Source organism: Acinetobacter sp. YH01024 (assembly GCF_013420195.1).
GTDB classification, from domain to species: Bacteria; Pseudomonadota; Gammaproteobacteria; order Pseudomonadales; family Moraxellaceae; genus Acinetobacter; species Acinetobacter amyesii.
The window spans coordinates 50516-72363 of the sequence record NZ_VOYQ01000008.1 but is presented as its reverse complement, the minus strand read 5'-3'; the positions used below and the strand labels follow the sequence as shown (position 1 = coordinate 72363).

20 protein-coding genes and 1 riboswitch are annotated in these 21848 nt (G+C 42.7%); of the genes, 13 read left to right on the top strand and 7 right to left on the bottom strand.

Annotation, left to right across the window (positions count from 1 at the left end; translation table 11 throughout):
- Positions 1-61: 61 nt before the first annotated feature.
- Complete coding sequence (locus tag FTT88_RS05895; protein ID WP_168378215.1) at positions 62-1417, bottom strand: TolC family outer membrane protein; 1356 nt, start codon at positions 1415-1417, stop codon at positions 62-64.
- A gap of 332 nt (positions 1418-1749) precedes the next feature.
- Between FTT88_RS05895 and FTT88_RS05890 the strand changes: the two genes are divergently transcribed.
- The 7 genes from FTT88_RS05890 (at position 1750) to FTT88_RS05860 (ending at position 8475) form a co-directional block, all read left to right on the top strand.
- Positions 1750-2718 carry a hypothetical protein gene (locus FTT88_RS05890; RefSeq protein WP_180173769.1) on the top strand — a complete coding sequence of 323 codons (969 nt, stop codon included), beginning with the start codon at positions 1750-1752 and terminating at the stop codon, positions 2716-2718.
- 102 nt (positions 2719-2820) lie between these two features.
- Positions 2821-2947, top strand: a riboswitch (TPP riboswitch).
- Between the two features lie 116 nt (positions 2948-3063).
- A complete protein-coding gene (gene thiC, locus FTT88_RS05885) occupies positions 3064-4959 on the top strand; it encodes a phosphomethylpyrimidine synthase ThiC (protein ID WP_180173768.1) in 1896 nt (631 codons plus the stop codon).
- Between the two features lie 76 nt (positions 4960-5035).
- The gene (locus tag FTT88_RS05880) at positions 5036-5656 is read left to right on the top strand and encodes an NUDIX domain-containing protein (protein ID WP_111884865.1); all 621 of its coding nucleotides are present in this window, start codon (positions 5036-5038) and stop codon (positions 5654-5656) included.
- A 10-nt stretch (positions 5657-5666) separates the two neighbouring features.
- The gene (cpdA, locus tag FTT88_RS05875) at positions 5667-6470 is read left to right on the top strand and encodes a 3',5'-cyclic-AMP phosphodiesterase (protein WP_180173767.1); all 804 of its coding nucleotides are present in this window, start codon (positions 5667-5669) and stop codon (positions 6468-6470) included.
- A 209-nt stretch (positions 6471-6679) separates the two neighbouring features.
- Positions 6680-7207 (top strand): RNA polymerase-binding protein DksA, encoded by a 528-nt coding sequence (gene dksA / locus FTT88_RS05870; protein ID WP_078189438.1) that lies wholly within the window; start codon positions 6680-6682, stop codon positions 7205-7207.
- A 4-nt stretch (positions 7208-7211) separates the two neighbouring features.
- Positions 7212-8129 (top strand): tRNA glutamyl-Q(34) synthetase GluQRS, encoded by a 918-nt coding sequence (gene gluQRS, locus FTT88_RS05865; RefSeq protein ID WP_373886701.1) that lies wholly within the window; start codon positions 7212-7214, stop codon positions 8127-8129.
- An 85-nt stretch (positions 8130-8214) separates the two neighbouring features.
- Entirely contained in the window at positions 8215-8475 is a 261-nt protein-coding gene (locus tag FTT88_RS05860; RefSeq protein ID WP_078189439.1) for a zinc-ribbon domain-containing protein, read from the top strand.
- On the opposite strand, the gene ftsW is transcribed toward FTT88_RS05860, so the two are convergent.
- The 5 genes from ftsW to FTT88_RS05835 all read right to left on the bottom strand — a co-directional run bounded on the left by ftsW (position 8464) and on the right by FTT88_RS05835 (position 13600).
- On the bottom strand, positions 8464-9660 hold the full coding sequence (gene ftsW / locus FTT88_RS05855) for a putative lipid II flippase FtsW (RefSeq protein ID WP_111884862.1): 1197 nt from the start codon (positions 9658-9660) through the stop codon (positions 8464-8466). The genes FTT88_RS05860 and ftsW overlap by 12 nt on opposite strands.
- A 21-nt stretch (positions 9661-9681) precedes the next feature.
- A complete protein-coding gene (gene murD / locus FTT88_RS05850; RefSeq protein ID WP_180173765.1) occupies positions 9682-11028 on the bottom strand; it encodes a UDP-N-acetylmuramoyl-L-alanine--D-glutamate ligase in 1347 nt (448 codons plus the stop codon).
- 158 nt (positions 11029-11186) lie between these two features.
- A complete protein-coding gene (locus tag FTT88_RS05845; RefSeq protein WP_168378221.1) occupies positions 11187-11438 on the bottom strand; it encodes a DUF6587 family protein in 252 nt (83 codons plus the stop codon).
- 36 nt (positions 11439-11474) lie between these two features.
- On the bottom strand, positions 11475-13340 hold the full coding sequence (locus tag FTT88_RS05840; RefSeq protein WP_180173764.1) for a ferrous iron transporter B: 1866 nt from the start codon (positions 13338-13340) through the stop codon (positions 11475-11477).
- Complete coding sequence (locus tag FTT88_RS05835) at positions 13337-13600, bottom strand: FeoA family protein (RefSeq protein ID WP_180049855.1); 264 nt, start codon at positions 13598-13600, stop codon at positions 13337-13339. Before FTT88_RS05835 ends, FTT88_RS05840 begins: the two co-directional genes overlap by 4 nt.
- Before the next feature lie 172 nt (positions 13601-13772).
- Between FTT88_RS05835 and xerD the strand changes: the two genes are divergently transcribed.
- The 4 genes from xerD to thrC all read left to right on the top strand — a co-directional run bounded on the left by xerD (position 13773) and on the right by thrC (position 18236).
- Complete coding sequence (xerD, locus tag FTT88_RS05830; protein WP_180173763.1) at positions 13773-14690, top strand: site-specific tyrosine recombinase XerD; 918 nt, start codon at positions 13773-13775, stop codon at positions 14688-14690.
- Between the two features lie 96 nt (positions 14691-14786).
- Positions 14787-15599 carry a DsbC family protein gene (locus tag FTT88_RS05825; protein WP_078189446.1) on the top strand — a complete coding sequence of 271 codons (813 nt, stop codon included), beginning with the start codon at positions 14787-14789 and terminating at the stop codon, positions 15597-15599.
- A 130-nt stretch (positions 15600-15729) separates the two neighbouring features.
- Positions 15730-17034, top strand: a complete 1305-nt coding sequence (locus FTT88_RS05820; RefSeq protein WP_078192857.1) for a homoserine dehydrogenase — start codon at positions 15730-15732, stop codon at positions 17032-17034.
- A 62-nt stretch (positions 17035-17096) separates the two neighbouring features.
- Complete coding sequence (gene thrC / locus FTT88_RS05815) at positions 17097-18236, top strand: threonine synthase (protein WP_078189447.1); 1140 nt, start codon at positions 17097-17099, stop codon at positions 18234-18236.
- Between the two features lie 126 nt (positions 18237-18362).
- Here thrC and FTT88_RS05810 read toward each other — a convergent pair whose 3' ends face one another.
- Positions 18363-19412 (bottom strand): serine hydrolase, encoded by a 1050-nt coding sequence (locus tag FTT88_RS05810; RefSeq protein WP_180004717.1) that lies wholly within the window; start codon positions 19410-19412, stop codon positions 18363-18365.
- A 212-nt stretch (positions 19413-19624) separates the two neighbouring features.
- Between FTT88_RS05810 and FTT88_RS05805 the strand changes: the two genes are divergently transcribed.
- Both FTT88_RS05805 and FTT88_RS05800 read left to right on the top strand, forming a co-directional pair.
- Positions 19625-20260 carry a response regulator gene (locus tag FTT88_RS05805; RefSeq protein WP_078189449.1) on the top strand — a complete coding sequence of 212 codons (636 nt, stop codon included), beginning with the start codon at positions 19625-19627 and terminating at the stop codon, positions 20258-20260.
- 22 nt (positions 20261-20282) lie between these two features.
- The gene (locus FTT88_RS05800; protein WP_180173762.1) at positions 20283-21848 is read left to right on the top strand and encodes a PAS domain-containing sensor histidine kinase; all 1566 of its coding nucleotides are present in this window, start codon (positions 20283-20285) and stop codon (positions 21846-21848) included.

The following is a 21848-nucleotide window of genomic DNA, read 5'->3' as shown; positions in this document are numbered from 1 at the left end:
AATCGGCAGATTTTAGTGCCATATTAAAGCATATTGATTGTGAAACTTTTATGACCATGGCTTATTTCTTTAGTAGGATCGATGGCTGATTTTTCTGATCGACCAACCACGCATTCATTTCCACTAAATCAGCTTCCGTTAATTTCCCAACGGAGGCTTTAAGTTGCAGTACATGTATTAAATAATCGTACTTGGAATTTAAATAATCTTGACGGGCTGAGAAGGCATTACGCTGTGCCAGTAGCACATCAACCATGGTTTTCAGGCCTTCTTGGTACTGGGCTTGTGAGGCCAAAGACACTTGCGCGGAAGAATCCATCGCGGCTTTACGTGCCTGTAATTTACTTTGATCCGTTTCGACTTGCATATATGATTTTTTTACATCGGTTTGTGCTTTTCGAATTGCTGCATCCACCTGTGCTTGGCTTTTTTCAACATTGATCGCCGCTTGCTTAATGGATTTCTGTGTCCGTCCACCATTAAACACATTCCAGTTCATTTCAATCCCCACCTGATCAAATTGACCATCTTGCGACATGATGGATTGTGGACTTTGCTTGTTATACCCATAGGTACCTACCGCTTCAATCTGAGGATATAAGGCAGCTTTTTCGACGCGTTTACCATCTTCCGCATAACGTTGTTGCATACGCGCTTGTAAAATACCTAGATTCTGCCCCTGAGCCAGTTCTTCCCACGCTTGCACATTGTTTGGAATCGGTTTTTCAAACTGAAAATCTTCACGTAACACCGCCAGATTTTCTCGATATGGCCCAATCAATTGCTGTAATTGTTCCTGCGCCAAAACCAATTGAACATTGGTCGCCATACGGTTGGCCCGCGCATTTTGATATTGAGCATTGGCTTCGCTGACGTCACTTTTTGCCACCAAGCCTTCTTTTAATTTAGCATTCATCATGCGCAGCTGTTCAGATAGCGCCTGTTCTTCTTGTAAGTTGGCAACCGTCAATGCTTGCTGACGTAGGACATTAAAATAAGCTTCAGAGACATTTAAAATATGATCTTGTTTTTGAATCCGCAGATTGATTTCACTTAAGTTAATTGAGGTCTTGACTTGCTTCAGCCCTTCCCATGCATCCCAACGAAAAATGGGCTGACGGGCAGTGAGCGCAATTTGTCTTGTTGTGGTGCTGTCTGGCATGATCAGCCCTGCTTGAGCGCCACTTTGGTTGGAATTTTGATTTTTTCGGGTCACATTTCCGGAGATTGTTACCGTTGGAAGTAAGTTCCCATTGGCAATCCCCAAATTCAATTTATCCGCTTCATATTGTAGTTTATTGGCTTGCCAATTGGGGTCTTCTTGTTTTGCACGTTCATAAGCTTGCACAAGGTCTAGCGCACACGCCCATTGACTCGTGAAAAGCAAACAAAGACCCACCACAACTTTTTTGTTCATTTTTTTTGTAAATTCCTAATATTCAAATACCCGAGATTGAATATTCAAGCCTAAAACTAAGCAAATACTAATCATATCCTTGCAAATTTCCGTATGATTTTTATTAATTTTTTATATCAAATGCGACAAAACCGGATAATTTCAGTCGTTTTCGGACACTACTCACAACGCTATAACAAAGAACTGTACAATAGTACACATATTGCACGTGTTTCATCTATAAAATAGTCGACATTCCATCGGACAATACCACTTCTATAGCGCATCGAGTTCCTGTGTCAAAATTTTTTCAGCTGCCTGCAAAGTTTAGTGCAATATTTTTATGTTTCAGCATGTTGAGTGGATGCCAACAACAGCCTGAACCACAACCTGCACCAGAGTTTCCCAACAATAAGACTGTTGAAAAAGAAGCAGTCGATTTGTCTTTGCTGTGTAAAAAACTTGAAAAAAATATGCTGGAAATAGACGATCAACGCACAACTTTCGCTTTAGAACAAATCAACCAAGATCTCAAAGTCTGCTTACCGCTGTTAAAAGCGGACGAACAAAAAAAATTACTGCGCTTGTCCAATCAAATGTATCGCAACTTTTTACATGTTGAACGTACGGCTCAACAGCAAATGGCGTTCGAACAATTTGCCTTTGATATGGCTCAGCATCCCACCATTCAACAAAATCATTATGAGCAGCTCACCGCCCGAGATCAGTATTTACTGAAACATAAAGGCCAAGCCTATGTGGAATTGTTCGATGCCGGTGAAGGACAGTTACGCTATCGCCGTAGTCCTGAATATTTAGCCAAAATTTTTGCGCCTTATATGCAAGAATCTGAGCAGGTCTTTATTGAAAAACTGGCCGAACAAAATGCACAACCTGCCTTGCTGCAACAAAGTTTAGCCATTGAGCCACAAGAGATTGCGACACGTGCCATTTTTTGGGAAGACTATCTGAAACAATATCCAGATAGCCCCTACAAAAAAGATGCACAACAATTACTATATCAATATAGCCAGTTGTTATTTATTGGTTCGGCACATAGTCCAGTTTCCAATGACTTTTCAGACCGCCTCAGTATTCAAGCCAGTTCTTTAGAAGAAATTGAACGCTTGGCTCAATTAAAAAACTCCAAATTGGCAGATCAGGCGCGTTTATTTTTAAAATTATTAGATCAAAATACTGCTGCATCTAATCAGCGATCAGAAGCGCAGCTGTTGAATTTAATTGGTGTCCGCAATCCTGATCCGCATTATAAGAAAGACTGTTTTAGTGACGCCATCTGTGTAAATCAGTCCTCTACTTAGCCAATGCAAGTTCAATTGCACATGTGCCTAGCCAAAATTCTGCACTGCAAAATCGATGAAAAATAACACTGTTTTAAAACAGCCTTCATGCTAATATCCGCACAAAGCTTGACGGAGCGCAGGTAATTTCCTGCTGAGATCATCTAAATTTAGTTCGCTAAATTTAAGGATGAGTACCGTTGAACCTGATCAGGTTAATACCTGCGTAGGAATCAAGCCATCTAAAAACTTAAGCCCTTCTTATCTCTTGGTTTTACGCCTTTATTTTCAGGTGAATCCATCAGATAAACTGCCACGTTTTTGGTCGTGCTTGATTCGTTGATGTCATTCATAAGGATCATCGCAATGAACCAATTAACGAATCTCACCGCTTCAGATCGCGCTGCTCAACATGAACAAGATGCTAAAGATCTCACTCGTATTCTCCCCGCGTCAAAGAAAGTCTATATCCAAGGCTCACGTCCAGATATTCGCGTACCAATGCGTGAAATTAGCCTTACAGATACGCCTACAGGTCTGGGTGGAGAAAAAAATCTGCCGATCATGGTTTATGACACCTCTGGTGCTTATACAGACCCCAATATTCAAATTGACCTGAATCAAGGTCTACCCAATGTCCGTGAATCTTGGATCGAGTCTCGAAATGATACGGAAATACTCGATACCTTAACTTCAAAATTTGGACAAGAGCGTCTTCGAGATATTCGTACTGCAGAGATTCGTTTTGCGCATATTTCAAAACCCCGTCGCGCTCGTCGTGGACACAATGTCTCTCAAATGCACTATGCCAAACAAGGCATCATCACTCCTGAAATGGAATACATTGCGATTCGTGAAAATCAGCGCCAGCGTGAAGGTGTTGATATGCGCCAACATGCCGGTCAAAATTTTGGCGCCCGTAATTTAACTGAAATCACGCCTGAATTTGTACGTCAAGAAGTGGCTGAAGGTCGTGCCATTATCCCTGCCAACATTAACCATCCTGAATGTGAACCGATGATTATTGGACGTAACTTCTTGGTGAAAATCAATGCCAACATTGGTAACTCAGCGCTCGGCTCAAGCATTGATGAAGAAGTGGCAAAAATGACTTGGGCAACTCGTTGGGGCGCTGACACCATTATGGATTTATCGACAGGTAAAAATATCCATGAAACCCGCGAATGGATTATTCGCAACTCACCTGTACCGATTGGCACCGTACCGATTTACCAAGCTTTAGAAAAAGTTGACGGTGTCGCAGAAGACTTAACCTGGGAAATTTTCAAAGACACACTGATTGAACAAGCCGAACAAGGTGTCGATTACTTTACCATCCATGCAGGTGTGCTGCTTCGTTATGTCCCACTCACAGCCAACCGTTTAACAGGGATTGTGTCACGTGGCGGATCCATCATGGCGCAGTGGTGCTTAGCGCATCATGAAGAAAACTTCCTGTATACGCATTTTGATGAAATCTGCGAAATCATGAAAGCCTATGACGTGTCATTTAGTTTAGGTGATGGTTTACGTCCGGGGTGTATTCAAGATGCCAACGATGAAGCTCAATTTAGTGAATTACGCACCTTAGGTGAATTGACTCACCGTGCATGGGAGCATGATGTACAAGTCATGATTGAAGGCCCAGGCCATGTCCCAATGCACATGATCAAAGAAAATATGGATCTACAGCTAGAGGTTTGCAAAGAAGCACCTTTCTATACCCTTGGACCACTCACAACCGATATTGCGCCGGGCTATGACCACATTACCTCTGCGATTGGTGCAGCAATGATTGGTTGGTACGGCACCGCGATGCTGTGTTATGTGACCCCGAAAGAGCACCTTGGTCTACCAGATAAAAAAGACGTCAAAGACGGCATTATCACCTACAAAATTGCAGCCCATGCCGCAGACCTTGCCAAAGGTCATCCCGGTGCGCAGGCCCGTGATAATGCATTATCGAAAGCACGCTTTGAATTCCGCTGGGAAGACCAATTTAATCTGAGCTTAGACCCTGATACAGCACGCAGCATGCATGATGAAACTATGCCGAAAGAAGCACATAAATCGGCCCATTTTTGTTCCATGTGTGGACCTAAATTTTGCTCGATGAAAATCACACAAAATGTGAGAGATTATGCAAAAAATCAGCAAGATATGCAGCTTTCTTCAGAATTTAATCCTGAAATTGAGAAGGGTTTACAAAGCATGAAAGCGGCCTATCATGAACATGGTCAAAAGTTGTACCACAAAGTGTAAAGCTTAAAAAAAATCTTTTGTATTCAACAAAATCTCGGTTAGGATGAAATGGAAGATTTCATCCTAATTAGCGCTTATGAATATTATTAAACAGGCCACATATAACAAAAAAGATTACAGCATTGAAGGGCGTGAACATCTTTATAAAGGCTTTATTCAAGTTGAAAAAGTTCAGCTTCGACACCGCTTATTCCATCAAGACAGCATGATTCCAACCATTCAGCGTGAATTGATTCATCGTCCTGAAGCAGCAGGTGTGCTGATTTATAGTCATCAACAACAAAAATTTGCCTTAATTGAACAATTCCGCATTGGGGCGATTGATGATGAAACTTCGCCATGGCAACTAGAGATTATTGCCGGCGTGCTCGATGGTGATGAATCCGCTGAAAGCTGTATCCGCCGGGAAAGTTTGGAAGAATCAGGCTGTGAATTAGATGCGCTACAGCATTTATTTAGTTTTTATCCTTCTGCGGGTGCCTGCGCGGAATTATTCCACCTTTATAGTGCTGAAGCTGAACTGCCTGAACATGGTGGAGTCTTTGGCATGCCTGATGAAGGAGAAAATATTCAATTGCATATCTTAAACTATGCTGATATTCCTGAATTATTAACCAATGGTCGGCTAAAAAACGCACCTGTCATTATGGCCTTGCAATGGTTACAACAACAAATACATACTACAAGGAATGTCTAAGGGGAAGGACATGACTTTAAGGGACACACCACAATACGACTGGACACTGATCCAGATCTCGGACACACATTTAATGGATCAGGAAGATCTTGAGTTTGTCCGCATGAATCCAGAGCAGAGTTTTCACGATGTGATTCAACAAATTCAGTTGAACCATCATCACATCGATACGCTTGTCCATACTGGCGATCTTGCACAAGTGCCGGTAGAGCGCACCTATGCGCGTTATCGCGAATATATGCAACAGCAGCCGTTTCCGTTTTATCAGATTCCGGGGAACCACGACGAAGCATCTTGCTTCCCTTTTCATCAACAGGAAGATCGGGCACACTGCATCGCATTAGGCAATTGGTGTCTGATTTTACTGAACAGTGCGGTCAAGGGAAAAGTCGATGGTTGGGTATCACAACAGCAGTTGGAACAATTAGACCAGTTGCTCACAGCACACCCACAGCAACATATCATTGTGGCATGCCACCACCACCCTTTTGCCATGCAATCGCATTGGATAGATCAGCACAAATTAAAAAATGCTGAACATCTGATGGATGTGCTTTCACGTCATGACAATGTCAAAATTGTACTGTGCGGACACGTACATCAAGACTCATCTAATCAATGGCGCAATATTCAGTTTTTATCGACACCTTCGACCAGTGTTCAGTTCAAACCGCATAGTGAAAATTTTGCCTTAGATGAAGCTTTACCGGGGTATCGTGTACTCTATCTGAATGATAATGGTGAATTTAAAACGGAAGTTGTTCGGGTCAAATTGAAACAACCTCAAATTAATGTTGAAATTTCAGGTTATTAACTTTTCAATTTGATTTTTTTGCTTTACTTTATGCCTTCTAAAGGAAAAGTGATAGTTAGAATCCAAACATCAAAGACTATCAATAAGCAGAAAAAGTCTATATGATGACGACCCCCACAGAAGGAAACTCTGTGTTGGGTGGATAAAAAACTTGCATATCACCATATTTTTTGCGTATAGATATATGCATATGATGAGGAATGCCCTATATGGCGAATGACAACCAAAATCAAGTCTTAGACGAACAAACTGATGTAGTAGACGAAAAGTCTACCAAACGCGTGCGCAAATCAAAGCCAAAGGCGACTGAAGGTGGTTCTACTGCAAGCTTATTTGGTATTGAACCTTATCAGCCTAAAAAGAATGAAGAATACATGTCTGAAGGGCAACTTGAGCATTTCCGCCACATCTTATTGGCGTGGAAAGCTGAGTTAATGTCAGAAGTAGACCGTACTTTGAATACCATGCAAGACGAAAATACTGCGCTTCCAGATGTGAACGACCGTGCAACGCAAGAAGAAGAATTTGCGATTGAACTTCGTACACGTGACCGTGAACGTAAACTGATCCGTAAAATTGAACAATCAATTGAAGCGATCAAAAATGATGACTACGGTTTCTGTGAAACGTGTGGTATCGAAATTGGTTTACGTCGCCTAGAAGCGCGTCCAACAGCGACTTTATGTATCGACTGCAAAACACTTGCAGAGATCAAAGAGAAGCAAAATAACGGTTAATTCTGTGTTGAGTAATTCCTCTCTAGCCCTCCCTTTAGATAAGGGAGGGAAAGCTACAGAGCATTACGTGGGCCGGTTTGCGCCATCGCCAACCGGCCCTTTGCATTTTGGCTCTTTAATTACAGCAGTCGCAAGCTACTGCGATGCCCGTGCCCATCAGGGGCAATGGGTGGTTCGTATCGAAGATACCGACATTCCACGTATATTTCCCGGCAGCGAAGAACACATCTTACGTTGTATTGATGCATTTCAATTCGAACCAGATGCCGAGATCATTTTCCAAAAAGACCGCCTCGAAATTTATGAGCAAGTCATTACGCATTTGCATGCACAACGCTTGGTCTATGCCTGTCAATGCACCCGAAAAATGCTTGGTTCGAATCATATCTATCAAGGCACATGTCGTAATCTGGGCCTTCCCCTTCAGGATCAGGCCATTCGAATCAAAGTCGATGCACAGAACATTTGTTTTACCGACCGCTTACAAGGGATGCATTGCTCGAATCTGCAACAGGATTTGGGCGACTTTGTCTTAAAACGCCGTGATGGCATTATCAATTATCAACTTGCTGTCGTGGTGGATGACTACCTACAAGGGATGACCCATGTCGTACGTGGAGCTGATCTTTTGGACAATACCGAACGTCAAATTTGGCTCGGACAGGTTTTGGGTTATCCACGCCTTGAATACATGCACTTGCCATTGGCAATGAATAATCAGGGACAAAAACTGTCAAAACAGAATATGGCTCAAGCTCTTGATTTAAAAAAAGCAGCATCTTTATTGCAACAAGCATTGCAGGCCCTACACCAACCGCCAGTCGACTTAGACACGCCGCGTATTATGCTGCAACAGGCGATTGCGCAGTGGGATATTCAACATATTCCCCATGGCACAGCATTGCCTCAAATCTATCAATAAACCCAAATATTGATCTAAGCCAATCACTCGATTTTCAATTGAATTATGCTTTAATAAAGTGATCAATCGACCATTGGAGAGCCTAATGTTTTTTATTTTTGGAGTTGGTCCGAAAACCAAAGTCATTGAAAAGAGCCAATTTACTTGCCCTGTCTGCAGAAGCAGAACTCAGTATGAGTTAAAACAGCAACGTAATTATTTTTCTTTATTTTTTATCCCATTGATTCCCCTTTCTAAAGCCAAGGCGAGCTTGGTCAAATGTCTCCATTGTGGAACGGAGATGCCAGCCAGTGTCCTCCACCATGCATCTCCCGATCCGCAACGAGATACCAATTTAGAAGCTTGATTCTTCTTTACTTGGGTTTACTTCTTTGGTCGTCGCATCGATCTTTAAGATCAGACTCACCATAACCGCACAGATAATCAGAGAAGACCCCCCATAACTAATAAACGGTAAGGTCAAACCCTTGGTTGGAAGCATGCCCATGTTCATGCCGGCATTCACCAAAATTTGCAGCAAGAAGATAATACTGATGCCATAAGCCAAGTAGCCTGCACGCAAGTATTGATGACGTAAAGCACGATGACCAATGCGAATACAGCAGACCAACATCACAAATGAAAGCGTCAATACGGTCAAAATCCCAAAGAAGCCAAATTCTTCACCCAAAACCGCCAACATGAAGTCGGTATGTGCCTCAGGTAAATACGACATTTTTTGAATACTATGACCTAATCCGACACCAAACCATTCACCGCGACCAAAAGCCATTAATGCATTTGATAACTGGTAGCCTGCACCTAGTGGATCATTCCATGGATTTGAGAACGACATCAATCGTTCTAAACGGTAGGGTTCAAATAAAATCAAGAACACAAAGGCCATGATGATCGCACCAAAGGCAATTGCGAACTGAATCAACGGTGCACCTGCGAGGAAGAATACCCCTAGCATAGTTAAGGCAATCACCACCGTCGCCCCTAAATCTGGCTCTGCCATGACTAAACCGACAGTTGCAGCCATAATCACTGCCAATCGTACCAAGCCCTTAATGTTATTGCGGACTTCTTCAGCACGTCGTACCACATAGTCCGCGGTAAATATCGCCATCATCACCTTGGCGACTTCGGATGCCTGTAAGGTAAAACCGGCAATACGAATCCAACGTTTAGAACCATTGACCTCTGTCCCGACAGCCAATACAGCAGCCAGTAAGATAATCGTGATAATCCATAAAAAGAAAGTGTTATTAAACCAAACATTCAACGGCACTTTATAGGCGATATAGGCGGCGGCGGCGGCGGCGGCAATCGAAATACCGTGTCGTGAAATGTAATGAAAGGCATTTTCATGCATGCGTTCTGCATAGGGCATAGATGCAGATGCCACCATGATCGAACCAATACACAACAATGCCAAAACACAGAACACCAGAACATTGCGCACGTTGACCTCGGCAGGTAACCGAGGAAGCCAACGCTCTACAACTTCATTTATTCTATTTATGGTCGTCTGAGCCAACCCAGCCATACAACTTTCCTTATCGTTCTTTTAAACGAGTACATTCACACAATCAACAAATTGGTGTCCACGCTCACTGTAGCCTTTAAACATATCAAAACTTGCGCACGCTGGAGACAATAACACCACATCATTGGCTACCGCATTTTGTTGGCACAGCTCAACCGCTTGTTTCAAACTTTCAGCATGAATCAGCGTGGTTGTCCCTTCAACCGCTTTTTCAATAATTGGACGATCTTCACCAATCAATACCGCAACTTTGGCATATTTTGAAAGTGAATCACGCAGCGCAGTAAAGTCCTGCCCTTTGCCTTGACCACCTAAAATAATCGCAACTTTACCGCCTTTGGCTTCAATCGCAGCACCTAGACCATCAATCGCAGCTAAAGTCGCACCAATATTGGTGCCTTTAGAGTCATTATAATAACGAACACCATGCACTTCTTTGACAAATTCACAGCGGTGCTCTAAACCTTTAAATGTTTTCAAAGTTTCCAACATGCCTTCTAGGGGCAAACCAATCGCTTCACCCAAAGCTAAACATGCCAAGGCGTTTGCCACATTATGTGTCCCTTGGATATACATGTCTGCACTTTTCAGTAACCGCTCACGACCACGTGCCAACCAAATTGTGCCATCAGTATCACGTAAAATACCGAACTGATTCATATCTGGTGCATTTAGGCCAAAGCTTTGCATTGGGGTGACATCTGGAACCAATGGACGTGTTAATGAGTCATCACGGTTATACACCACTTTTTTCACCGCTTGGAAAATACGATGCTTCGCAGTGTGATAGCCCATCATATCGCCATGACGGTCCAAATGGTCTTCGCTCATGTTCAACACAACAGCAACCTCTGCTGCCAAGTTCGACGTGGTTTCTAATTGAAAACTTGAAAGCTCTAAAACATAAAGCTCAGGATCATCTTTGGTGAGATCCAAAGCCGGTCGACCCAGGTTGCCACCCACTGCCACTTTTTTGCCTGCATCTGCTGCCATAAGACCAAATAAAGTCGTTACGGTACTTTTCGCATTCGAACCTGTAATCGCGACAATTGGCTTATCCGTCGCACGACGTAAAATTTGAATTTCTGAAACCACAGGAATGTTGGCTGCAATGGCCGCCTGAATTTGCGGTAATTTTGGATCTAGCCCCGGGCTGATAATAATTTCTTCTGCTTGGAGTAATAAATCTTGATCCAACTGACCAAAACTGGTTTGTACATCACTTGGAATTTGATCATGACCCGGTGGGACTGCTCGTGAATCGGTGACTGCAACGCGGTAGCCATGGCTATGTAAGAAATTCACTGCGGAAACACCAGAAATCCCTAATCCGGCAACAACCTTCAATCCACCACGCTGTATTAACATTTTCGCCCCATTTTTTGGTCGGTTTTTAAATCTGACAAAATGTTAGCACTTTGCTGTTTTGAATGCTTTTTATGTTTTCACTTTCTCGCAGTTTTTTTGTGTCCGCTCGTAAAAAACCGCCCATCTCGGGCGGTTTCTTCACGCAACGGGCGGTGAGCTTATTTCCACTTCACCGCTTGTACTTCAGCTTTTTTTGCAGATGGATTATCTGAAGCTGAACATCCACAACCGCCTGCACAGCCTGCTGCCATTTTTGGCTTTAACCATTTGGCTAGACTGTTCCAACCACGGTTTGCACAGTGCTCAGATAAAGTTGTGAAGACTGAGTTCGATGTTTTTGGAAATACCTTCTTAAACACCACGACAGCACTCCAAATCACCAATACCGCAATAATTATTGATTCAAGCATGTCTCTCTCCTTTGTTCAGCTTTTGCCATTCACAATTCAGAATCCAAAATAGCGTGTTGCAAATTGATACGTGATGAATGCCATTAAATAAGCCAAACCAAATAAATAGATGGTCATGAAACTCACCGTTTTCAAGGAGCCAGTTTCACGTTTAACTGTCGCCAGTGTCGCCAAGCAATGTGGCGCATAAATAAACCACACCAATAATGATAAACCGGTTGCCAATGACCAACCCAATGACCCATCACTACTAATTAAATTTGCCAGACCTTGAGACATGGCATCGTCATCAGTTGCAGACAGGGCATACACCGTACCCAATGCCGCCACAACGACTTCACGTGCCGCCATCGCTGGAATTAAGGCAATACAGATCTGCCAGTTAAACCCTAATGGTGCAAAAATCGGTTGTAATACATGCCCAAGCATACCTGCCAATGAATAATCAATATCCGGCAAGGTTGCGCCTTCTGGCGGTTGCGGGAAAGTACACAAGAACCATAACAAAATCGATAAAGCGAAAATGATGCCACCGACACGTTTCAAGAAAATCTTGGCACGGTCCAGTAAACCAATCCAAACACTCTTAATATCTGGGAAACGGTAGCTTGGAAGTTCCATCAATAAGGCATGCTGTGATTTATCTTTTTGGAAGAATTTCAGCACTGTTGCCACAATTAAGGCACTCACAATCCCTGCTGCATATAATGCAAATAGCACCAAGCCTTGTAAGTTAAAGACGCCCCAGACCATTTGCTGTGGAATAAATGCTGAGATCAGCAAGGCATAAACCGGTAAACGTGCCGAACAGGTCATCAATGGCGCAACTAAAATCGTTACCAGACGATCTCGGGGGTCTTGAATACTCCGAGTTGCCATGATGCCCGGTACAGCACAGGCAAAGCTCGACAGCAAAGGAATAAAAGCACGACCACTCAGTCCGGCTTTAAACATCAGCTTATCTAGCAAGAATGCTGCACGTGGTAAATAACCTGATTCTTCTAAAACCAAAATAAAGAAGAATAAGATAATAATTTGTGGGAGGAAGACAATTACGCCACCCGCACCTTCAATAATCCCTTTAACAACCAAGCTCTGTAGTAATGGATTGGAAATCATGCCACCTGCGGCTTCACCAACCCAATCCTGCACCCATTCAATACCTTCCATAAACGGCGCAGCCCACGCAAACACCGCTTGGAAGATAATAAACATCATCACCGCTAAGGTAATTAAACCAAAGACTGGATGTAGAAAAATTTTATCGAGGAAGTCTGAGCGTTTATCTTCATGATCAACAAACACCACCACGTCTTTTAAAATTTGTTCAATTTTTTCGTGGTTAGTCCCAGAAAGATTGGTATCACTTAATGACGCATCAGGTTTTCTGAAACCTTCAGCATCTAACGCGCCCATTAAGTTTTCAATACCCGCATTACGCACAGCAACGGTTTCTACAACAGGCACACCCAAACGCTGAGACAGCTTTTGGGTATTAATTTGCATGCCACGACGGCGTGCTTCATCCATCATGTTGAGGACAAGTAAAATTGGACGACCCAAATCGATCATTTCCATGACCAAACCGAGGTGCAATTTTAAGTTTGTCGCATCAACTACACATAAAAAGACGTCTTGATGGCCTTCTTCTGCAATTTTACCTTGCACGACATCACGCGTAATGGCTTCATCAGGACTCGTCGCTTCTAAGCTATACGTCCCCGGCAAATCCAAAACTCGAACAGATTTACCCGATGGCAACGTAAATTGACCAACTTTACGCTCAACCGTTACTCCAGCATAGTTCGCAACTTTCTGACGTGTACCCGTTAAATGATTGAATAATGAAGTTTTACCACAGTTTGGATTACCAACGAGGGCAATACGTAACGCATCACTCATGCTGATGCCCCTTCCATTGCTATTTCCACTTTTTTAGCTTCTACTTTTCGCAGTGCAAAACGAGTAAACCCAACTTGAATTAAAATCGGATCACCACCAAAAATACCTTTGGTAATCACCTGTACTTTTGTTCCGGGAACAAAACCCAAAGTCTCTAAACGGCTAGCGACTAAATCAGCCGGAGCATTGTTGCCATTCTGGTTACGATGTACCTTATGAATGACTGCGCTTTGTTTCACTTTCAAATCAGATAATCGCACGCAACTAACCCTAAAAAATTTTGAACATTATACAAACAAATGAGAATAATTAACAAATCGGATTCGATTTCAATTCTCATTTAGCAATCTAGCATCGACACGACTATTTTTTTAAATTACATTGCATTAAACCATTGTGATTTCTTGGTTTAATTTCAAAAATGAGCGGCACATGTTAAATAAAAAACCACGAATCCCGACCCCAGTCCAAATTCCAGAAACACTCAGTTTTTTACACGGATATCGTGATGATTTAATTGCTCAAACGGTCAGTCCACATACTCGAAATGCATATTTATCTGATTTAATTCAATGCAGTGGGTGTCATACACATGTCATGACAGATTGGAGCAGTGACGACATTTCAGATGTCTTGCTCAGCCTGACTAAACAAGGAAAAAGCCCTCGCTCGATCGCCCGCTCACTTTCTGCACTGCGTTCATTTTTCAAGTTCTTACGCGAACAAAAAATACGCAGTGACAATCCTGTTGCAATCCATAAAACACCCAAATTGGGTCGTGCCCTACCAAAGGATTTATCTGAAGCAGATGTTGAAGCCCTGATTAATGCCCCAGACCTCAGCACCGCATTGGGTCTACGTGATCGTGCCATGCTCGAAGTGCTGTATGCCTGTGGTTTACGTGTCTCTGAGTTATTAAATTTAAGATTAGAACTGATCAATCTTAAACAAGGCTATTTACGAATTACCGGTAAAGGCAATAAAGAACGCTTAGTTCCTTTAGGTCAAATGGCGGTGGAATGGATCGAGAAATATTTAGCCGAAGCGCGCCCCGTCTTATACAAAAGCGCAACCGATGCTTTATTTCTCACTCAACTCGGTGGAATGATGAGTCGCCAAAACTTTTGGTACGCGATTAAACGCTATGCGCTCATTGCAGGCATTCAAGCCGAATTATCACCACATACCTTACGCCACGCCTTTGCCACGCATTTGCTCAACCACGGTGCCGACTTACGTGTAGTGCAGATGCTGCTCGGCCACAGTGACTTGTCTACCACGCAAATTTATACCCATGTCGCGCAGATTCGTATGCAAAAATTACATGCAGACTATCATCCGAGAGCTTAACGGCAGGAAATATCAGACCAAGAAGTTCTATCGTGGCCGATATTTTTTGCTATGCTTACTCACCTGTTTGATAAAGCTAAAAGAAAAGGGTTGTTTATGTTATTTACCCGTTCAAAAATTTTTCTCGCATCGACACTTGTTGCCAGTATGGCGTTAGTGGCTTGTTCTAATTCAAATAATGACGAAAAGAAAGATGCGACATTAACGGCAAGTACGCCTGCAACTGGTGAAGCTTCGAATTTATCTGAACGTAATGCTCAGCAGCGTTTAATTGATACTTTGCAATCCAATCTGCAAAAAGCCAATATCAATGCCAAAGTCACTGGGGTGAAAGCGACTGAAGTTCCTAATTTGTTTTGGGTCAGCTTTGAAGGCATGCCTGCGGTCTATGCTACAGCTGATGGTAAATACATTTTCCAAGGCGATGTGGTTCGTTTAGGTGAAAAACAACTCTTTAATGTAGGCGATACCCTACAAGCAGAGGCCAACAAAAAATTATTTGATCAATTAAAAACCGAAGACCTACTGATCTATAAAGCCAAAGGTAAAACCAAACACGTGGTTTATGTATTTACCGATGTCAGCTGTCCTTATTGCCATAAGTTACATGAACAAATGGATGATATTAATGCCCGTGGCATTGAAGTCCGTTACATCGCTTGGCCACGTGGTGAACAACACATGCCAATGATGGAAACTATCTGGTGTAGCAAAGACCGTCGTGCCGCATTTGACAAAGCCATTGCCGGTGAGCAAATCGAGCCAGCATCATGTAAAAACCCTGTGCGCAGCATGTATGAAATGGGTCTAAATATTGGTGTGAATGGTACGCCAGCGATCTATAACGCAGAAGGCAAACACATCGGTGCTTACATGTCGGCTTCCGAACTTGAAAGTGCGCTTAAATAACTAATTTTTATAGGCTAAATGAATGTTTTTTATGGGTAGGAATAAAGTGATTTCTACCCTAGAGTCCGAACGTTTTTTTAGCTATGATCTAAACTCACTTAAAGCAATGATGAAATAAATGGAGTGTGACGTGAAACCAGTTCGTCTGGCAATCCTCGGTCTTGGTACTGTGGGTGGTGGTGCCCTTAAACTACTAAAAGAAAATGCTGCTGAGATTAAACGTCGCACCGGTCGTGAAATTGAAATTACCCATGTGGGTACGCGTCGCCCTCGTCCTGATTTAGAACTGCCTGCTTCAGTGAAGCAAAGTGCTGATTTATTGGATATCGTCCGTCAACCCGATGTAGACGTTGTGGTTGAAGTTATGGGCGGCATTCACCCTGCCTATGAAGTAATTCGTGAAGCAATCGTTCATGGCAAACAAGTAGTCACAGCCAACAAAGCACTTTTAGCTGAACACGGTAATGAATTGTTCAAATTGGCCGATGATCATCACGTTCAGATTGCTTATGAAGCAGCTGTCGCAGGTGGTATCCCAATTATTAAAGTCCTCCGTGAGGGTTTGGCAGCCAATAAAATTGACTGGCTTGCAGGTATCATTAACGGTACTGGTAACTTTATCCTGACTGAAATGCGTGAAAAAGGTCGTGCCTTTGCAGACGTTCTCAAAGAAGCGCAAGAACTCGGTTATGCCGAAGCAGATCCAACCTTCGACGTCGAAGGGATCGATGCAGCGCACAAGTTAACATTGCTGGCTTCTATTGCTTTTGGTATCCCACTCCAGTTTGACAAAGTCTTCACTGAAGGCATCAGCAAAGTTACTGCGCAAGATGTGAAATATGCTGAAGACCTTGGTTTCCGTATTAAACATTTAGGTATTGCACGTCGTGCTGCAACAGGCATTGAGCTTCGTGTACATCCAACGCTGATCCCTGAAGACCAACTGATTGCCAATGTAAATGGCGTTAAAAATGCTGTATTGGTTCAAGCCAATGCTGTTGGTCCAACGCTTTACTATGGCGCAGGCGCAGGTGCAGGCCCGACAGCATCAGCGGTGGTTGCTGACGTTGTCGATATTGTCCGTGACATCTCATATACCGAAGATGGCGCTGGTACAATTCCACAGCTTGCTTTTGAAGCACTGACCGATTTACCAATTCTTCCACGTGAAGAAATGACCACAGGATACTACATCCGTATTAATGCCGAAGATCAAACTGGCGTTCTTGCTGATGTCACTACGATTTTAAGCCGTGCAGGAATCAGCATCGATGCGATCATGCAACAGCCGCGCTTAAAAGACCTTATTCCTATCGTGATTCTGACTGATCCAGTCAAAGAATCTAAAATGGATGAAGCCCTTCAACAAATTCAAGCATTGCCTGTCATTCATGGCGAAATTGTACGAATTCGTTTAGAATCGCTTGATAATTAATCGGGTCGAGGGGAATATTTCAGTTCCTCTCGCCAAGCTCTACACACAATTGGAACATCATCATGTCTAATGCCAATCGTTATACTGGTTTAGTTGACCGCTATCGCGACCGTTTACCCGTATCTGCAACTACTCGCGCAATTTCTTTGGGCGAAGGTAATACGCCACTGATTAAGCTTGAGAACATTCCACGCATTATTGGCAAAAATGTTGAAATTTATGTGAAGTACGAGGGCTTAAACCCGACTGGTTCATTTAAAGACCGTGGTATGACCATGGCCGTAACAAAAGCAGTGGAAGCAGGTTCAAAAGCAATTATCTGTGCCTCTACAGGTAACACATCTGCTGCCGCAGCGGCTTATGCTGCACGTGCGGGTATTAAAGCATTTGTGCTCATCCCAGAAGGCAAAATTGCCATGGGTAAAATGGCGCAAGCGATGATGTATGGCGCAGTAACGATGCAAATCCACGGTAACTTCGATGACGGTATGCGTCTTGTAAAAGAAGTTGCAGATCAAGCACCAGTTACGATTGTAAACTCAATCAACCCATACCGTCTGCAAGGTCAAAAAACCATTGCTTACGAAATCGTGGATGAGTTAGGTCGTGCGCCAGATTACCACTGCTTACCTGTAGGTAATGCGGGTAACATCACAGCACACTGGATGGGTTATACCGAAGCTGTGGCGAATCAGCCTAAAGAAGAATTTGTACAAGTGGTTTATGATCCTGAAACTGATCAATTCACAGGTCCAAAACCTGCGGGTCTACCAACAATGGTGGGTTACCAAGCTGCTGGCGCGGCACCATTCCTACGCGGCGCACCTGTAGAAAACCCTGAAACTGTAGCAACTGCGATCCGTATTGGTAATCCACAAAGCTGGAACCATGCTAAAGCCGTAGTCCGCGACTCAGAAGGTTGGTTTGACGAACTGCAAGATGCTGAAATCTTAGAAGCACAGCGTCTACTATCTATGTACGAAGGTGTATTCGTAGAACCTGCTTCTGCAGCTTCTATCGGTGGCGCGATTCGTGACATCAAAGCAGGTAAAATTGCTGAAGGTTCTGTGATCGTATGTACTGTAACAGGTAACGGTTTAAAAGATCCTGACACTGCCATCAAGCAATGCCAAGATGCCGTAATGTTGTCGATTGATGCAACTATGGATCAAGTTCGTGATTCAATTCTGTCAAATATGTAATTTATATGCTGACTGAATAAAAAAAAGCCCTGCTCTTGCAGGGCTTTTTTTATATCTTGCATTCACTTCAGCATTTAAACGTTGAGTAAATCTAAATACTGAAAGAATGAAAAATCTGAAATCTTGTTAAATACGTTTTGGTAACTGGCTCGCCCAGTTCATTAAACGAGTCGCATCATTGGTTCGTGCCACTGAAGAATCCGCACCCAATAACACCACCACCGCTGGACGGTTATTCAGTGTGGTATGCATCACAACACAGCGCCCTGCTTCATTAATAAATCCTGTTTTTGAAATATTAATATTCCAACCACCATTACGCACTAAAGCATTAGTATTGTTTGATTTCAACACGCGGTAGCCCAAATTAAAGTCATAACTTGGTGTGGTTGAAAATTGACGAATCAAACCATACTGCGAAGCGGTATTCACCAAAATCCCCAAGTCACGTGCCGAAGCGACATTGCCTGGGTGCAAGCCAGTCGATTCCATATAATGAGTCGAGTTCATCCCTAATGAGCGTGCTTTCGCATTCATCGCTGAAATAAATGCAGAACGACCACCTGGATAAGTACGTGCTAATGCCGAAGCCGCTGGGTTTTCAGACTTCATTAAAGCAAATAGCAAAGCTTCTGCGCGGTTCATACTGTCGCCAGCACGAAGTGTTGAACTTGAGCTTTTACAACCTGAACATGAGAAATCAGACTGTTGTAAGGTAATCTTTTCAGACATGTTTAATCGGGCATCTGAAATCACTACTGCTGTCATGAGTTTGGTAATTGATGCAATCGGTAAAGCGGTATTGCTATTTTTGCTATACAGCACCTCACCGGTTTGCCCATCCATAACCAATGCCGCACGTGCATTTACAGAGGGCTGTCCTGCGTATTGATTGGTATCAATAATACGGACCGTTTTCGATGGTGCTGTCTGTACCACACCGCCTGTACTACGTACAGAAGTAGTCACTTTCGTTGACCCTTGAGGAGATGGCTCTTCAGCGCTATAAGACACGTCACCGTTGAGTAACTGGTTTGCATCTTCAGATGACCAGCTAATATTTGACTGCTGATTTGCAGCACTATTCATCACAATTTCAGCAGAACTGAAACTGCTCATACTGAATAAAATTGACATGCCCAAAACGTGCATGAAGGATTTATTTAATTTTTTCACCATTGCTCACTCAACTCAGGATACTAAACATTTGCGCAAGACCAGCAATATGCCGTACATTGGTCACAACTACGAACATTTTTTGCTCACACATTGTGTATGAAGTTTTTCATTTCATATAAGAATAGGATTGCTAATTTTGTCGTTTCATTGCAAGCTTATTTTGCTTTATGTAACAAAAAAAACAGATTTTGATTTGAGGGAGAGTGTAGGTGATCACAGTTTTGGTGGTAGATGACCATGAATTAGTCCGTACTGGTATTTGCCGTATGCTCGAAGACCATGCAGATGTCCAAGTCATTGGACAAGCCGAATCGGGTGAAGATGCGATTACACTTGTTCGCCAACACCATCCAAATGTCGTTCTATTAGATGTCAATATGCCGGGGATCGGAGGTGTAGAAACCACACGTCGCCTACTTCAAACAGCGCCAGATACAAAAGTCCTCGCAGTCAGTGGACTTGCTGAAGAACCCTACCCGTCTTTATTGTTAAAAGCAGGTGCCAAAGGCTATATCACCAAAGGTGCACCAGTTACTGAAATGGTCCGTGCGATTAATAAAGTGATGCAAGGTGGCAAATATTTCAGTGCAGACATTGCGGAACAACTGGCTAGCTCATATTTGTCTGATACACAACAATCACCTTTTGACGCCCTGTCTGAGCGTGAAATGCAAGTTGCCATGATGGTGGTCAATTGTATTAGTGCACAAGAAATTTCCGATAAATTATTTGTTAGCGTTAAAACGGTGAATACCTACCGTTACCGCATTTTTGAAAAACTGAATATTGATAGTGATGTCAAACTAACTCACTTGGCGATTCGCTACGGGTTAATCAAACCTTAACACAACGTACATCCTGTTACTTATGACACAGCGTTCAATTCATAGTGAATTGAACCAGTATCATTTGGGCCTTTGGTACAGTGCTTATCGCTTTATCATCAGTGCCTGTCTGTTACTGGTCTTTTTACTGACCTACACTCAATTCAGTTCAGATTATGAATACCCACGTTTATACCTATATGTATTGACGATTTATTTGCTGTTTACCAGCATTCAATTCATGTCACTTGGACGTTTCAAAGTCCGGATCCCAAACCAGTTACTACTGTTATTCATTGTAGATGTCATTTCGCTGAGCTTACTGACCTTAGCCATCGATGGACCCAATTTACATTTGAGTTTGCTGTTTGTGATTACGATTTTTGCAGCATCCCTGTTATTAGATGCCCAAAAAGCTTTGGCCATCACCCTCATCGCTGTGATTTGCGTGGTGTATCAACTGTTTTTAGGTTCAATTCTTGAATTTACCTCACTCAAAAATTTAACCAACAGTGCGATTTTGGCTTTTTTATTTTGTGTGGTGTATGGCAGTGCGCAAATTGCCGTGAAACGTTTCCAGTTACTAGAAAATCTGAATTTTTCGCAATCCTTAGAGCTACATCGACTACAAAACATTAACCGCTATATCTTGGAGCAGATTGATACGGGCTATTTGGTGTTGGATGAAAACTGTCATGTGGTGCTGAGTAATCCTGCTGCTTGCCATTTACTCGGCATGCCAAATTTTTATCATCATGATCAATATCCACTGTATACCACGCAGCCCGATTTATTTGAATTACTCAAATTTGAAGATTTAAAAAGCGGTGAAAAATTCCAATTTGAATCGCAACAAAGCCAATACCACATTCAGGTACTCGTACAAAAACTCGTTGTGCCGCATCAAATGCTGACCTTGCTGATTTTACAAGATGCACAAAAACTCAATCAGCAAGTGCAACAACTAAAATTAGCCGCTTTAGGGCAACTCTCCGCCAGTATTGCACATGAAATTCGCAATCCATTAGCCGCAATTGTGCATGCCAATGATTTATATCCGCAAAGTGATACCGAACAACAGCACATGTTGAATCATATGATTTCACGTCAAGCGGTGCGGATTGACCGAATTATTCAAGACACCCTAAATATGGTGCGCAATAAGGAAACCCATCCTACTCGTCTGAATCTAGAACAATTTTTACCGCTGTTCCTACAAGAAGATCTAGCAGACATTCAACAGAACATTCGACTCAATGTACAAGCCAAAACTTTGATCGATTTTGATGAGGCACAGTTCAGACAAATTTTAATCAACCTGATTCGTAATGCGATTCGCCATAACAATCCGGACATGTCGTATATCGAAGTGGTGACGCGTACGGATCAGAAAAAAGTCCAGATCGATGTCCGAGATTTCGGTCATGGGGTTGCTTTACAAAACCGCGCACAGTTATTTCAACCATTTTTTAGTACCGAAATTACCGGAACTGGTTTAGGATTATATCTTGCTCATAGCTTCTGTGAAGCGAATCAAGCACAGCTTTCCTATGTAGAACAAAAACAGGGAGCTTGCTTTAGGATTGAGTGCTTACAAGCTGTTATTTAA

Excerpts from the sequence above, each read along its gene's own strand:
- FTT88_RS05860 (WP_078189439.1), top strand. The coding sequence starts at position 8,215 with ATGTTTTTTATTTTTGGAGTTGGTCCGAAAACCAAAGTCATTGAAAAG.
- thrC (WP_078189447.1), top strand. The coding sequence starts at position 17,097 with ATGTCTAATGCCAATCGTTATACTGGTTTAGTTGACCGCTATCGCGAC.
- FTT88_RS05840 (WP_180173764.1), bottom strand. The coding sequence starts at position 13,340 with ATGAGTGATGCGTTACGTATTGCCCTCGTTGGTAATCCAAACTGTGGT.
- FTT88_RS05890 (WP_180173769.1), top strand. The coding sequence starts at position 1,750 with ATGTTGAGTGGATGCCAACAACAGCCTGAACCACAACCTGCACCAGAG.
- FTT88_RS05800 (WP_180173762.1), top strand. The coding sequence starts at position 20,283 with ATGACACAGCGTTCAATTCATAGTGAATTGAACCAGTATCATTTGGGC.
- xerD (WP_180173763.1), top strand. The coding sequence starts at position 13,773 with ATGTTAAATAAAAAACCACGAATCCCGACCCCAGTCCAAATTCCAGAA.
- cpdA (WP_180173767.1), top strand. The coding sequence starts at position 5,667 with ATGACTTTAAGGGACACACCACAATACGACTGGACACTGATCCAGATC.
- ftsW (WP_111884862.1), bottom strand. The coding sequence starts at position 9,660 with ATGGCTGGGTTGGCTCAGACGACCATAAATAGAATAAATGAAGTTGTA.
- dksA (WP_078189438.1), top strand. The coding sequence starts at position 6,680 with ATGGCGAATGACAACCAAAATCAAGTCTTAGACGAACAAACTGATGTA.
- murD (WP_180173765.1), bottom strand. The coding sequence starts at position 11,028 with ATGTTAATACAGCGTGGTGGATTGAAGGTTGTTGCCGGATTAGGGATT.
- thiC (WP_180173768.1), top strand. The coding sequence starts at position 3,064 with ATGAACCAATTAACGAATCTCACCGCTTCAGATCGCGCTGCTCAACAT.
- FTT88_RS05880 (WP_111884865.1), top strand. The coding sequence starts at position 5,036 with ATGAATATTATTAAACAGGCCACATATAACAAAAAAGATTACAGCATT.
- FTT88_RS05895 (WP_168378215.1), bottom strand. The coding sequence starts at position 1,417 with ATGAACAAAAAAGTTGTGGTGGGTCTTTGTTTGCTTTTCACGAGTCAA.
- FTT88_RS05845 (WP_168378221.1), bottom strand. The coding sequence starts at position 11,438 with ATGCTTGAATCAATAATTATTGCGGTATTGGTGATTTGGAGTGCTGTC.
- FTT88_RS05825 (WP_078189446.1), top strand. The coding sequence starts at position 14,787 with ATGTTATTTACCCGTTCAAAAATTTTTCTCGCATCGACACTTGTTGCC.